We start from the raw sequence: 11,872 nt of genomic DNA, 5'->3' as shown, positions 1-11,872 counted from the left end.
TTGTCACTCCTATAAACTGTCGAAATTATCTTGTCCTTGATGTTTAGCAATTTGACTCTGAATCCAATTCATCACAGTCCCAAAATGTTCTGCGGGAACTTGGTGGAAATTTTCAATCCTAAAGTTATCTGCCACCCTATTGATGAGCTGGTCAGAATCACTTCCAAAGATTTCTGCCATCTGCCTAATAGCATTCAAAATCTGGTTGTACTGAGTATTATCAATGTACTTGATCTGCGGTTCTTGCTGGCCACTTTGCGTAGAACTTTTATCGATGCCATTCTCGTTGTCAATATCATCGACATCCTTATCACCAATTGCAAACAATCCTTGCAAGGCATATTTCCTAGCATAAGAAGCCACTGCCCCAGTCCATTGAGCTGAATTCATCTGCTTAACAGGACCCTTTTGGGTGTTCAAAATAGGTACGTCATCTTCGTTAGCCCATCCAATGGCCCTCACCTCAGTACCATCGCTATCATTCCTAACGACTGCTGTCGCTTTATAATAAATTCTATCTTTGATGATTTGGATATCATCATCTGGAAAATGAACACTCCACCCGCTATCTAGCGCTTTAAATTTGTTGTAGATATCTTCTGCAGTACGAAAAGGATATTTAACACCTTGCTTTTGCTCCTTTTCGAGTTGCATTTTTTTCTGTAATTCCGGAAATGTTAAATCTGCCATCGTCCATCTCCTTCTTAATCAACTCGATTTACCAAACCGTGGAAAACGTGCTGCAGTTTAGTCGAGTATTTATCAGTTCCTTTTTCCTTCAAAAGTTTTTCAATCTGCTCTGGAGTACCATGTGCATCAACATACTCTTCCCAAAAAGGTATTGGATCAAGATTTTTGTAATCTTCCTCGATAAATTCCACATAGGCTTCATAACTTTTGCTCTGTAAGTCATCCAATTTTTTAATAAGTTTAGGTGACAAACTCTCACGGACCTTTTTCTCTTTAATTTCGAAACTTACGCTTTCGCTTAAGCGCCCAGTTCTCATTTTCTAACCTCCTGATTTCTTTTCTTAGCTTTTCGTTCCTCTCAACTTCCCTGATGTAGTCCTCCAGTAGATCTATGTAGCGGACTGACATTTCAGACTCATGGTCGGTATGGGAGTTGGATAACATTCCCATTTGCTGCCTTTCGATAAGCACGCTCCTCTTGAATTGCAGACCATGGATCCAAACGCTTTCGACTTTCTGCCAGCTGTTCAACTTTCAGGCGTTGTTTCTCTGCCAGATCCTGCTCTGCTTTCTTGTACGCTCTAGCTTCAATTACTGCAATCTCTGCTTCACGTTTACGTCTACGCTTTAAACGAATTCTCCGAATCATTAGATCCAATGCACATATAGACGCTGTTCCAAGTGCCAAGATTTCAGTTAGTTTCAAAAGTGTGTCTAGCATTTTCTAACCTTCCCATTCTTAAAGTCATCTGCATTTAATGTAATTTTGATTTCAAGTTCTTCTTCATCACCAAGAAATTCTTTTAATGTCTCGTGAAATTCTTTTGAAAAATAAAATATATTTTTACTGTTTAAAACTAATTCGTTTGGTGTAGAAGCATTGTCATCTAACGACATTACTCCTGTAAACCTCATGATAAATGCTTTTTTACTTTCCATTTCTCCCCCAATTTTGTGTGAAACACCTTATATATTTATTTATTAGGTGCTGGTAGGTTTATTGCCATTTTGTGCGCCTTAGCGCCGTATTATTGTCAGTTTGTGGCGTAGCCTGTATTATTGTTATTTAATACTTATTGTTATTTAGTATTTATTAGTGCACAGATTTCCACATCACAGATTTCCACATCACAGATTTCCACATCACAGATTTCCACATCACAGATTTCCACATCACAGAATCTACGAACTGGATTCTTGGTTACTATCATCGAACAATTCTTTTTCAACCTTACCTTTCCAGTATTCAAAAAATACATCGGTTACCGGTACATCTGAAAATAATCTTCGAACCACTGATCCTCCCCTATTTTTAAGATTGAATCTAATAGTCCTCATGTAACCGGATTTTTCTAAAATTTTGAAATGTCTATCTACGGTTGTCCTACTGATTCCCATTCTTTTCGCAATTTCTTCTGGATAGACTATCCAGTGCGGATCATTTGAGAGAATGACAAGTAAAATACCTATCGTTGCAGGCTCTAAGGACTTGTCTCTGATGAAAGCGTTATTTACTGATGTGTAGTTCTCATTTGTGTTTCTGAAAGATGTTTGGTACTTTTTCCGTCACGTCTCTAACCTCCTTCTAATGATCAACTTGTATCAGTTCATCAATCGTTACTCCGAAATAATCAGCAACTTTCTTCATGGTCTCAAAAGATGGGTTCTTGGTTCGCTCATAGTAGATAGCGGTCAGGGTACTCTTTGAAATTCCTGTACCTTCTGCTAAGTCTGCAATCTTCTCCCGTCTTTTGGCCAAGAGAACACGGATATTATTTTTCATATTGCGCTCCCCTATCCAGCTTTCTCAATTTTGGCCATTTCTTTTTTCCATGCTTGACTACCTCGGTAAGCCAAATACTGTTGAAAACCTTTGACTAACACCACACTGCCACAATCAAGCAGGTGTTTCTGCTGACTCGGCATCTTCTTCATTTCTCTGCGTCGCCTACCACAAACCTTTTTTGATAGGCCAAAGATATGACTTAACTCGGCGTCGTTTGCTGAAATTTTTTCGATTATGACATCTTCAATTCTGATAATTGTGTCCATACGAACTCCTTCCTGTGATATAATTAACGTGAATATTTATTCTTGAGCCCCTTAGCGATTGCCGTCGCTGGGGCTTTTTTCTATTCCCTATTCTTCCCTAACTTCATGACGATAACCTACTGTCTTCCCAGTCCATGTATCTACAATGGCAATTTCCAGATAAGTTTTAGAAGTTCCATCTGTATACCAAGTTTCTGTAACGGCACCATCTTGGTACCTCTGTTTTGAATAGGGGTATTTTTTAGGTCTCATGTGTGATCCTCTCTTCCAAAGCCCTTAACTCGATTTCATGAGCTACTCTTTTAAAAAGTTCTTTACCAAGCATTTGTGCTTCGCTATAGGTCTTACTTTTACCAAGCAAGTAGTCTGTTATTTCAACCATTTTGTCTTCCATGATAACCTCCAAATATCAGTCTTGAGACCGATTACAAAATAAAAATATTTTAGTAATGTGAATTTGAGTAGAAAACCCTTTCAATATCTACTCAAATCTAATAGAAAGGTGGAATGGCGATGAGTAAAACTCGTGCTGAAGCAGCTGTAGAAATTGTAGTTTCTCTTCATGAAGAACTCTACAAAAGCTACAACAATAGACTACATAAAGATCCAACTTTCCATAAGGAACTCGGTGAATATGTTGGTGAACAATTTCAACATATCCTGAATGCTCTAAAAATGGAAGATTGAGTTGTCTATTACTTTCAAAAGCTCTGCGACTGCGATAATGGCCGCAGGGTCTTTTTTATCTGATTCCTTTAGAACTTCTTCCGTGTATGAAATTAACTCTTTTTGTAAATTAAAAATTTCTTCACGCATTTTCTTCTCCTTCAATTTCAGACAATAAGGTCTCCAGGTCAGCCACTACTCCATCTACCTCAATAACATCTGGGCGGAAGGTGATAGTGGCTGTTGGTTTTTCGTTAGCTTTCATATCCAAGCTAAAATGCGTCACTCCACGTCCTAATTCCCAATCATTGATTTTTACAGAATACGCTGACGAATTAAGTCGATTACCGTGTTCATGTTCACGATGCGGTTTAATTCCAATTGTTACTTTTAATTTATCTAATGGCCCCATATTTGTTCTCCTTTCTACATGTTCAAGTATTTCCTAACCAGATTAGCGCTGTTAACGCTATTGACGGTTTCAGAAACAGTGGATAGTTCAACGATTCTAACCCAATAACTATCTAGAATTCCCTTATTCACATAGACCGCTTGCTCGCATAGCCCGATAGCTTCACCAAGAACTATCGCTCTCCGAACAAGTAGGTCTTTTTCTGTTTCCGCTTCAATACGGCCTGCAATTTCACCTGAAATTTCAAGGTATTTATGTTCAAGATTCATAACTGCACTCCTTAAGACACCTGGTCTAAAAATTTATTGATAAAGTACTGTTGACCTTTACCCGTCACGAGCGGTGTCTTGTTTACGGTAATATGTCCATCAGAATGAGTAATACTCGTTTCTTTGATGCGGATCAATCCAAGTTCTGCACTTTTCTGAGTCGGCATATTCCAATCACGACCCTTGCGCTTGATTAAATAACCTTGGTTTCGCAGCCACTCGAATAGACGAGTCGCTCCAATGTCTACTCCATTCTGCTTAATTAGCTTTGCCAGCTCACCAACCAAAATAGACGACTGACTCGCACTAACTGCATCAGCGAATAAAACCTTGGGTTTGTCCGCCTCGATTTGAGCTTCTAGCAACTTTTTAGCCTCACGCTCTTCTTTTAGCTTCTGTAATGTCGCAATTGCAAAGTCGGGGTTATCAAGTAGCTCATCAGTTGCAAACATTCCATGTTTACGGATAGCTGGCAACACCTCCGATGTGACCCAACGCTTGAACTCTTTGGCTTGAGGTAATCTACTAGATAAAATTAGCGAATATAGACCCGACTCGTTGATGACTATAGGATTTTGACTTCTTCCCATGGAGTCACGAATCGTTACCCCATCTGTTTTGTCATCTTCATCAACATGATCTAGTAATGCTTTTCTGGAATTTGTATATCCTAAAATAGTTGCCACATCTTTACCGACAAAGTAAGGCTCATTGTCAATAGTTACTGTGCGGACTTGCTGTCCACGAAAATCAAAGATTTCATTCATTATTTTCTCCTTTCTAAAACAGTAAGAATCAAGAAAACTAGAGCAATTAACTGAAAAGCCAACGCTATTAATTTCAAAATAATCATACTTTCTTCCTCCTTATTTGAGAAAAGTAGTAACTTTGTCGCATTTACGCTACAGTTTCTGCAAAAAAAATTCTCAGCGCTTCGTCTCTAGATAGACTTAAATACTGGACTATAGCATTAGCTTCTTTAATTGAAAAATTCCCACCTTGCTTCATTTTTCGATAAAAGGTACTTCTATCAATGCCCATTTTATCTGCTAAAGCTTCTTGAGTTGTATTTTTTTCAACAATCTTACCTTTTAACTTTAAAACGTCGACCATAAGAAACCTCCTTTCTCAATCGCATTAGTGCGACTTTGTGACTAAATTATAAACTACCAAAAATTAAATGTCAACAATAAAATCCCATTATTGCGATTATTTTTTGTTGCAATAATGCTACATAAGGTGTATAATTTATTTAGAAAGCTATAGAGGTGAATGATGAATGTAGGTGAAAGAATCAAGAAACGTAGAACTGAACTCGGTCTCAACGCCGATTGGCTAGCTGAAAAAATTGGCGTGTCACGCTCAACAATTTTTAGATATGAAAAAGGGGACATCGAAAAAATGCCTACTGAAACTTTAGCAAGGATTGCTGCAGCGTTAAACACCAGTCCAGCTTATTTCATGGGTTGGACAGATGAGTCCACTTCGATTCTAGAAGGAAACCGCAGCATCAACCAACCTAAAGGTGGAGAAAATAGTGTCTCGAATTACGATGGAGACAACAGCACCTATAATTTTGGTAACTCTGAAAAACATCAAGAGAGCATGAAGCGCCTTAATGTCGCTGATTTAAAACTCCAGCGATCCCTTATAAACAAAATAGACGAATTGATAGCAATTCAAAGAGAAACAAACAATAAACTAGATATGATTATTGAGCTTTTAGAAAATCTATAGGAGGAATATATGAACTTCTTTTCAAAATTGATAGAAAAGCTATTTTATAACTCAGAGTCTACAAATACATTCGACGAGCCAGCTATACCCCTCTACCCTCATGCAGATCACCAGGAAATAGATGAGGATGATTCACTTGAACTAGGAGACATTGTCCTCTTATACTGGATTAGTACATCAACATCTGATAGGTTGCCTGGATACTTCGAATACGACTACAAAATTAACCCCCAAAGGCATAGGAATAAATTAGTAAATATGGGATTTCTAAAAAGTCAAAAATCCCACAGAAGTTTAGCAAGACTAAAAGTTGTTAACCTGAAGGCAATTTTAAAAAAATATAATCTACCTGTTAGTGGAAAAAAAGATATTCTCATACAGCGAATAATGGACAATTACTCCATTACTGAAGCAGATATACCTATTGGACTTTGTTTAACAGAAGATGGGGAAGAGATAATCAAAGAAAACCAATGGATAGTTGACGCTCATCGTGATGTAGATATTACCCCCTATGAATTTCAATCCTATCGGGATAAACTCCCACACGGCATGTCTTTTGACGCAATCAAACAAGCAATTCTTATTGATAGAATCAATAAAAACAAAGAACGAGGTTTCTATGGTTCTGTAAGAAGTGATTACCTAGCACTAGCGGAAACTTATCAAAAACAGAATAAACTTGACTATATGATGTATTATATATTAGTCACTTTATTAGACGCTTCTGGTATTTCTCATAACCTAAAATTTCCTGAGAATGACTCAACAATGCCAATATATGACGAAGATGGTATGCTTAATAGCTATGTCGTGAATGATTTGAGAAACATAGCTGAGGAACGTGATCACGATGAATACCTCGATTGCTTCAAAAGAGCAGAGAGACTTTTTAGATCTTTTAATGAAAAGACATTTTTAACTAATAAAGATATTGAATTTATCCGTGATAATATTCTAGTTAAAGACTTACGTGTAATCGAAAAATATCTCTCGAAATATAGTAAATATACATACGATTACTATTTATAAAAACAAAAAATCCCCTACACTTCCAACCGACCAAAGCCGAAGTGTAGAGAATCAGATCGTATAAGAAAACAAGCATTCAAAAGCTCTTTTTCTTATACCCATTTTATCAAGAAATGAGGTAAAAAACAATGTGGATCGAAGAGACCAAGACAGGAAAATACAAATACTTTGAGCGATACAAAGACCCATATAGTGAGAAGTGGAAAAAGGTATCTGTCACACTGGACAAGAAATCACCGCAGGCAAAGAGGCAGGCTCTTGTCTTGCTCCAAGGAAAAATAGATGAGAAGACAAGCTCAAAGATCACTGAACAGATAACTTTCCACGAATTGGCCAAAGACTTCGAAAAAATTCACGCTCGTAGTATTAAAGAATCGACTAGAATAAATCGTCAATTAAATATCAACATTATCCTATCGATGATTCCTACAGACTACTTGATTCAAAACATAGATAGACGATTTCTTCAAAAACTTTTTGATCAACTAATAGATAAAGGATATAGCCTTGGTACGATCCGTCAGATAAAAAGCTGTGTGAATCAATCTTTAAAGTATGCTATCCGAATGGGGTATATTGAAAACAATGAACTTCAGTATGTGGAACTGCCAAAACAAATTAAGACGGATACTGAGATAGAGAAAACAAATTCTAAATATTTAGATCGTGAAGAGTATTTACAGTTCATCTCTTATCTGGAACAAGAAGCAGACAAAAACAAATACAGACCTAGATACCTGCGAGCTATAAAAGTATTGTATTTGACAGGTATGCGATTCGGAGAGTTAGCTGCTCTTGAGCTAGAGTCAGTGGACTTTGATAAAAAGACAATATCGATAAAACAAAGTTTTAGTAATACTAGTAAAAAAATAACTACACCCAAAACAAAAAAATCAAAACGTATAATTTCAGTTAGCGACTCTACGCTTCATGCAATCAAAGAACAGATTGAGGAAAATATAATTCGAGGTATCAACGGACGATTCATTTTCGGAAATCCTGAACCAATGAATTTGAGATCTTTTAACGGATTCTTGGAAAGAAGTAGAAAGAGCGCAGGCTTGGATAAACAAATTACAAGTCACTTTTTCAGACATTCTCACATCTCGCTTTTGGTCGAACTTGGGACACCAATCCCTTTGATTATGGAAAGAGTCGGACATAGCGATTCAAAAGTGACTATGGAAATCTATAGTCATGTAACAAAGCGAATGAGTGACGATTTAATCGGTAAACTAAATAATCTTTTGCCCCTTCTATGTCCCCTTTGGATTAACTATCCTCTTAAAAAGCCTGAAAATACAGTATCTATAGGATTTATCTCAATAGATACACTTTTATACAGTAAAAGGTGTATAATGAGCATATGAAAATTTTAATAACATCCGGCGGGACTAGCGAACCTATTGATCAGGTCCGGGCCATTACCAATCAATCCACTGGTCGATTGGGTAGTCAAATTGCCCAAACTTTTTTGGAAGCTGGATTTGCAGTCACTTTGATTACAACCCCCAATGCGGTGAAGCCTCAAGCTCATCCAAAGCTCCAACAAATTCTCATCAAAACTACCAGTGACTTAGAATCGGCCCTTCAAGAGCAAGTCCCCAACCATCATGTCCTCATTCACAGTATGGCAGTTTCAGACTACCGTCCTTTGCAAATGGTACCTCTAGAAAAACTTCAAGAAGTATCCACTTATCAGGTCTTTTTAGAACCAGAACAAAAAGGAGGGAAACATTCCTCTACAGCCAAGCACCAAGTAATTTTCTTAGAGAAAACGCCTAAGCTGATCCAAAAAATCAAAGATTGGAATCCTGCTATTCGCCTGATTGGCTTCAAACTACTGGTTTCTGTCAGCTCGGAAGAACTCATCTCTATAGCACAGGCTTCCTTGAAAAAAAACCGTGCTGATTTAATTGTCGCCAATGATTTATCACAAATTGACCAAGACCAACATCCAGCTTTCTTAGTTGGTCCCGAACAAATTGATCAAGCCCATACAAAACAAGAAATCGCCTATAAACTTCTTGATTTTGTTAGAAAGGAATCCTAGCATGGCTACCATTACATTAGCAGTAACTGGAAGTATCTCGGCCTATAAAGCCGCTGATCTGGTCAGTCAATTCGGCAAAAATGGTCACCAGGTCCACGTTTTGATGACTGAATCAGCACAGGCATTCATAACTCCCTTAACCTTACAGGTTCTCTCCAAGAATCGTGTCCATCTGGATACCATGGATGAACCAGATCCCGCTAAGGTTAATCATATCCAATTGGCTAAAGAGACGGATCTATTCCTAGTAGCCCCTGCTTCTGCCAATACTTTAGCCAAATTAGCCCATGGCTTGGCAGATAACATCGTAACTACTACAGCCTTGGCTTTACCAACCGCTACTCCAAAATTACTGGCTCCGGCCATGAATACCAATATGTATCTACACCCAGCAACCCAGAAGAATCTTGCTAGATTGCATGATTACGGCTATCAGATGGTCTCACCTCGGGAATCCCTTTTAGCCTGTGGTGATCAAGGCGTTGGTGCCCTAGCAGAGATTCCAACTATTTTAAAACGTGTGAAGGAGGTTCTCGATCTTGCGTAAATCCAATTCAACTGCAGCCCTAGCTATTTTCCTAGCCGCTATGCTTGTCATTCACTGGCTAAGTGGATTCGTATTCAACATCTTCCCCTTTGTCATTCGTCCAACCTTAATTCATATTCCTGTCATTATCGCTTCCATTCGCTATGGACCTAAAACTGGAATGATACTTGGTTTTTTTATGGGACTAATCTCCATGGTAACCAATACTATTTTTATTCAGCCTACTAGCTATCTCTTTACCCCCTTTGTGGAGAATGGTAATTGGGCCTCGCTTGTAATTGCCTTTATTCCTCGAATTCTAATCGGCCTCTTTCCTTACTTCATTTATCGATGGCTTCCCAACCGCTTTGGATTAGGTCTAGCTGGTATTCTAGGTTCCTTAACCAATACCTTCTTTGTTCTTTCAGGAATTTTCTTATTATTCCCTGCAATTTACCAAGGGAACTTGCAAACTTTCTTAGCTGCCATTCTCACAACTAACTCTTTTGCCGAAATGCTTCTAGCTGGATTTATTACAGCTGCTGCTTTTCCTATTTTAAAAATAAAAGAAAAGTGATATAATGTAAGCGATTGCGATTATAATAAAAGGAGATTAGAGTATGACCTATTTAGAATCTTATCAAAACTGGCTTGAGCAAGAAAATCTTCCAGCTTACTTACGCGAAGAATTGGAAGCTATGGATGACAAGCAAAAAGAAGATGCCTTTTATACCAACCTAGAATTCGGAACCGCAGGTATGCGTGGGATTATCGGTGCTGGTACGAATCGCATTAATATCTTTGTGGTCCGCCAAGCAACTGAAGGTTTAGCGCGGCTAATTGAACATAAAGGAGATGAATTCAGAGCGCGTGGTGTAGCTATTGCTTATGATAGCCGTCACTTCTCTCCTGAGTTTGCAATGGAAGCTGCAGCTGTTTTGGCCCAACATGGCATCAAATCTTATGTGTTTGAAAGCCTTCGCCCAACTCCGGAATTGTCCTTTGCTGTTCGCCACCTCAATGCTTTCGCTGGAATTATGATTACAGCTTCACACAACCCTGCACCATTCAATGGCTACAAGGTTTATGGCGAAGATGGCGGCCAAATGCCACCAGCAGATGCAGATGCCTTGACAGATTTCATTCGTGAAATCTCAGATCCATTTAGCATTGAAGTTGCTGATGCAGAAGCTGCCCAAGCAAGTAACCTCATTGAAATCATTGGTGAAGCAGTCGATGTGGAGTACCTCAAGGAAGTTCAAACCGTTACTATCAATCCTAAATTGATTGAAGAGTATGGTAAGGATATGAAGATTGTCTACACACCACTGCATGGAACCGGTGAAATGTTAGCTCGTCGTGCTCTAGCTCAAGCAGGATTTGATTCTGTACAATTAGTTGAAAGCCAATTAACAGCTGACCCTAACTTCTCTACTGTCAAATCACCAAATCCGGAAAGTCAAGCTGCCTTTGCTCTTGCAGAAGAATTAGGCCGTGAAGTTGGTGCCGATGTTCTGATTGCAACAGACCCAGATGCAGACCGGCTTGGTGTTGAAGTCTTGCAAGCCGATGGCTCCTATAAAAATCTTTCTGGTAACCAAATTGGTGCTATCATCGCCAAATACATCTTGGAAGCTCATAAATCAGCTGGTACCCTTCCAAGCAATGCAGCATTGGCTAAATCTATCGTATCAACAGATCTTGTCACTAAGATTGCTGAGAGCTATGGAGCAACCATGTTCAATGTCTTGACTGGTTTCAAATTTATTGCTGAAAAGATTCAAGAATTTGAAGACACTGGTAGCCACACTTACCTCTTCGGCTTTGAAGAAAGCTTCGGTTACCTCATTAAACCATTTGTTCGTGATAAAGACGCTATTCAAGCTGTTCTAATCGTAGCTGAAATTGCAGCCTATTTCCGTTCTCGTGGACTAACTTTGGCTGATGGAATTGAAGAAATCTACAAAGAATATGGCTACTATTCTGAAAAAACTCTCTCTGTTACTCTTTCTGGTGTAGATGGTGCTGCTCAAATCAAAGCTATTATGAGTAAATTCCGTGAGCATGCTCCAGCGAACTTCAACCAAAGTCCAGTAGTTCTAACCGAAGACTTCAAAGAATTAACCGCAACAGATGCTCAAGGTCAAGTCACTACTCTTACAACTCCACCAAGTGACGTGCTCAAATACACCTTGGAAGACGGCTCCTGGATCGCTGTCCGTCCTTCAGGTACAGAACCAAAAATTAAATTCTACTTGGCAGTCGTTGGAGAATCCAATGAAGATGCTGAAGCAAAAATCGCAGCTATTGAAGCTGAAATTAATGCCTTTATTGAATAACCTTAAAAGCCCTGGAGAAATAAACTCCATGGGCTTTTTCTTATATCTAAAACTATTCGAAATCTGAAGTAAGGTCTCAGCTAACAAATTGGGCTG

The 11,872-nt window shown here is 38.6% G+C and carries 21 protein-coding genes and 1 pseudogene; 8 read left to right on the top strand and 14 right to left on the bottom strand.

Features of this window, described 5'->3' with window-relative positions; genetic code table 11:
* Window positions 1–9: 9 nt before the first annotated feature.
* The 9 genes and pseudogenes from ACXM1Q_RS00205 to ACXM1Q_RS00165 all read right to left on the bottom strand — a co-directional run bounded on the left by ACXM1Q_RS00205 (window position 10) and on the right by ACXM1Q_RS00165 (window position 3,136).
* Window positions 10–690, bottom strand: a complete 681-nt coding sequence (locus ACXM1Q_RS00205) for an ERF family protein (RefSeq protein WP_458515320.1) — start codon at window positions 688–690, stop codon at window positions 10–12.
* Between the two features lie 14 nt (window positions 691–704).
* Window positions 705–1,007, bottom strand: coding sequence for a hypothetical protein (locus ACXM1Q_RS00200; RefSeq protein ID WP_458515319.1), 303 nt, complete (start codon window positions 1,005–1,007; stop codon window positions 705–707).
* A gap of 98 nt (window positions 1,008–1,105) precedes the next feature.
* Window positions 1,106–1,411, bottom strand: a complete 306-nt coding sequence (locus ACXM1Q_RS00195; RefSeq protein WP_458515318.1) for a hypothetical protein — start codon at window positions 1,409–1,411, stop codon at window positions 1,106–1,108.
* The gene (locus ACXM1Q_RS00190) at window positions 1,405–1,629 is read right to left on the bottom strand and encodes a hypothetical protein (RefSeq protein WP_458515317.1); all 225 of its coding nucleotides are present in this window, start codon (window positions 1,627–1,629) and stop codon (window positions 1,405–1,407) included. The genes ACXM1Q_RS00195 and ACXM1Q_RS00190 overlap by 7 nt, the downstream gene beginning before the upstream one ends.
* Before the next feature lie 408 nt (window positions 1,630–2,037).
* Window positions 2,038–2,190, bottom strand: a pseudogene (locus tag ACXM1Q_RS00185) (helix-turn-helix domain-containing protein); the annotation flags it as partial.
* 85 nt (window positions 2,191–2,275) lie between these two features.
* Window positions 2,276–2,473, bottom strand: coding sequence for a helix-turn-helix domain-containing protein (locus ACXM1Q_RS00180; protein ID WP_458515316.1), 198 nt, complete (start codon window positions 2,471–2,473; stop codon window positions 2,276–2,278).
* A gap of 11 nt (window positions 2,474–2,484) precedes the next feature.
* A complete protein-coding gene (locus ACXM1Q_RS00175) occupies window positions 2,485–2,742 on the bottom strand; it encodes a hypothetical protein (RefSeq protein WP_458515315.1) in 258 nt (85 codons plus the stop codon).
* Between the two features lie 87 nt (window positions 2,743–2,829).
* Window positions 2,830–2,994, bottom strand: a complete 165-nt coding sequence (locus tag ACXM1Q_RS00170) for a hypothetical protein (RefSeq protein ID WP_458515314.1) — start codon at window positions 2,992–2,994, stop codon at window positions 2,830–2,832.
* Entirely contained in the window at window positions 2,984–3,136 is a 153-nt protein-coding gene (locus tag ACXM1Q_RS00165) for a hypothetical protein (RefSeq protein ID WP_458515313.1), read from the bottom strand. The genes ACXM1Q_RS00170 and ACXM1Q_RS00165 overlap by 11 nt, the downstream gene beginning before the upstream one ends.
* A gap of 119 nt (window positions 3,137–3,255) precedes the next feature.
* Between ACXM1Q_RS00165 and ACXM1Q_RS00160 the strand changes: the two genes are divergently transcribed.
* Window positions 3,256–3,429, top strand: coding sequence for a hypothetical protein (locus ACXM1Q_RS00160; protein ID WP_458515312.1), 174 nt, complete (start codon window positions 3,256–3,258; stop codon window positions 3,427–3,429).
* On the opposite strand, the gene ACXM1Q_RS00155 is transcribed toward ACXM1Q_RS00160, so the two are convergent.
* The 5 genes from ACXM1Q_RS00155 to ACXM1Q_RS00135 all read right to left on the bottom strand — a co-directional run bounded on the left by ACXM1Q_RS00155 (window position 3,412) and on the right by ACXM1Q_RS00135 (window position 5,202).
* The gene (locus ACXM1Q_RS00155) at window positions 3,412–3,558 is read right to left on the bottom strand and encodes a hypothetical protein (protein ID WP_458515311.1); all 147 of its coding nucleotides are present in this window, start codon (window positions 3,556–3,558) and stop codon (window positions 3,412–3,414) included. The two genes, ACXM1Q_RS00160 and ACXM1Q_RS00155, sit on opposite strands and share 18 nt — an antisense overlap.
* A complete protein-coding gene (locus tag ACXM1Q_RS00150; RefSeq protein WP_458515310.1) occupies window positions 3,551–3,820 on the bottom strand; it encodes a hypothetical protein in 270 nt (89 codons plus the stop codon). Before ACXM1Q_RS00150 ends, ACXM1Q_RS00155 begins: the two co-directional genes overlap by 8 nt.
* A gap of 14 nt (window positions 3,821–3,834) precedes the next feature.
* A complete protein-coding gene (locus tag ACXM1Q_RS00145) occupies window positions 3,835–4,089 on the bottom strand; it encodes a hypothetical protein (RefSeq protein WP_458515309.1) in 255 nt (84 codons plus the stop codon).
* An 11-nt stretch (window positions 4,090–4,100) separates the two neighbouring features.
* On the bottom strand, window positions 4,101–4,856 hold the full coding sequence (locus ACXM1Q_RS00140; protein WP_458515308.1) for a phage antirepressor KilAC domain-containing protein: 756 nt from the start codon (window positions 4,854–4,856) through the stop codon (window positions 4,101–4,103).
* A gap of 130 nt (window positions 4,857–4,986) precedes the next feature.
* Window positions 4,987–5,202 (bottom strand): DUF739 family protein, encoded by a 216-nt coding sequence (locus tag ACXM1Q_RS00135; RefSeq protein WP_458515307.1) that lies wholly within the window; start codon window positions 5,200–5,202, stop codon window positions 4,987–4,989.
* Between the two features lie 159 nt (window positions 5,203–5,361).
* On the opposite strand from ACXM1Q_RS00135, the gene ACXM1Q_RS00130 reads away from it, so the two are divergent.
* The 7 genes from ACXM1Q_RS00130 to ACXM1Q_RS00100 all read left to right on the top strand — a co-directional run bounded on the left by ACXM1Q_RS00130 (window position 5,362) and on the right by ACXM1Q_RS00100 (window position 11,776).
* Window positions 5,362–5,826, top strand: a complete 465-nt coding sequence (locus tag ACXM1Q_RS00130; protein WP_458515306.1) for a helix-turn-helix domain-containing protein — start codon at window positions 5,362–5,364, stop codon at window positions 5,824–5,826.
* A 9-nt stretch (window positions 5,827–5,835) separates the two neighbouring features.
* Complete coding sequence (locus tag ACXM1Q_RS00125; RefSeq protein WP_458515305.1) at window positions 5,836–6,858, top strand: SAP domain-containing protein; 1,023 nt, start codon at window positions 5,836–5,838, stop codon at window positions 6,856–6,858.
* Window positions 6,859–6,986: 128 nt separating this feature from the next.
* Window positions 6,987–8,228 (top strand): tyrosine-type recombinase/integrase, encoded by a 1,242-nt coding sequence (locus ACXM1Q_RS00120; protein ID WP_458515304.1) that lies wholly within the window; start codon window positions 6,987–6,989, stop codon window positions 8,226–8,228.
* On the top strand, window positions 8,225–8,911 hold the full coding sequence (locus tag ACXM1Q_RS00115; protein ID WP_458515303.1) for a phosphopantothenate--cysteine ligase: 687 nt from the start codon (window positions 8,225–8,227) through the stop codon (window positions 8,909–8,911). Before ACXM1Q_RS00120 ends, ACXM1Q_RS00115 begins: the two co-directional genes overlap by 4 nt.
* Before the next feature lies 1 nt (window position 8,912).
* Window positions 8,913–9,458, top strand: coding sequence for a phosphopantothenoylcysteine decarboxylase (coaC, locus tag ACXM1Q_RS00110; RefSeq protein WP_458515302.1), 546 nt, complete (start codon window positions 8,913–8,915; stop codon window positions 9,456–9,458).
* On the top strand, window positions 9,451–10,014 hold the full coding sequence (locus ACXM1Q_RS00105; RefSeq protein WP_458515301.1) for an ECF transporter S component: 564 nt from the start codon (window positions 9,451–9,453) through the stop codon (window positions 10,012–10,014). Before coaC ends, ACXM1Q_RS00105 begins: the two co-directional genes overlap by 8 nt.
* A gap of 43 nt (window positions 10,015–10,057) precedes the next feature.
* On the top strand, window positions 10,058–11,776 hold the full coding sequence (locus ACXM1Q_RS00100; protein WP_458515300.1) for a phospho-sugar mutase: 1,719 nt from the start codon (window positions 10,058–10,060) through the stop codon (window positions 11,774–11,776).
* The last annotated feature ends 96 nt before the right edge of the window (window positions 11,777–11,872 follow it).

This window comes from Streptococcus sp. 10F2 (assembly GCF_054331515.2).
The sequence above is the reverse complement of the archived record's forward strand: the minus strand, read 5'-3'. Positions and strand labels throughout refer to the sequence as shown.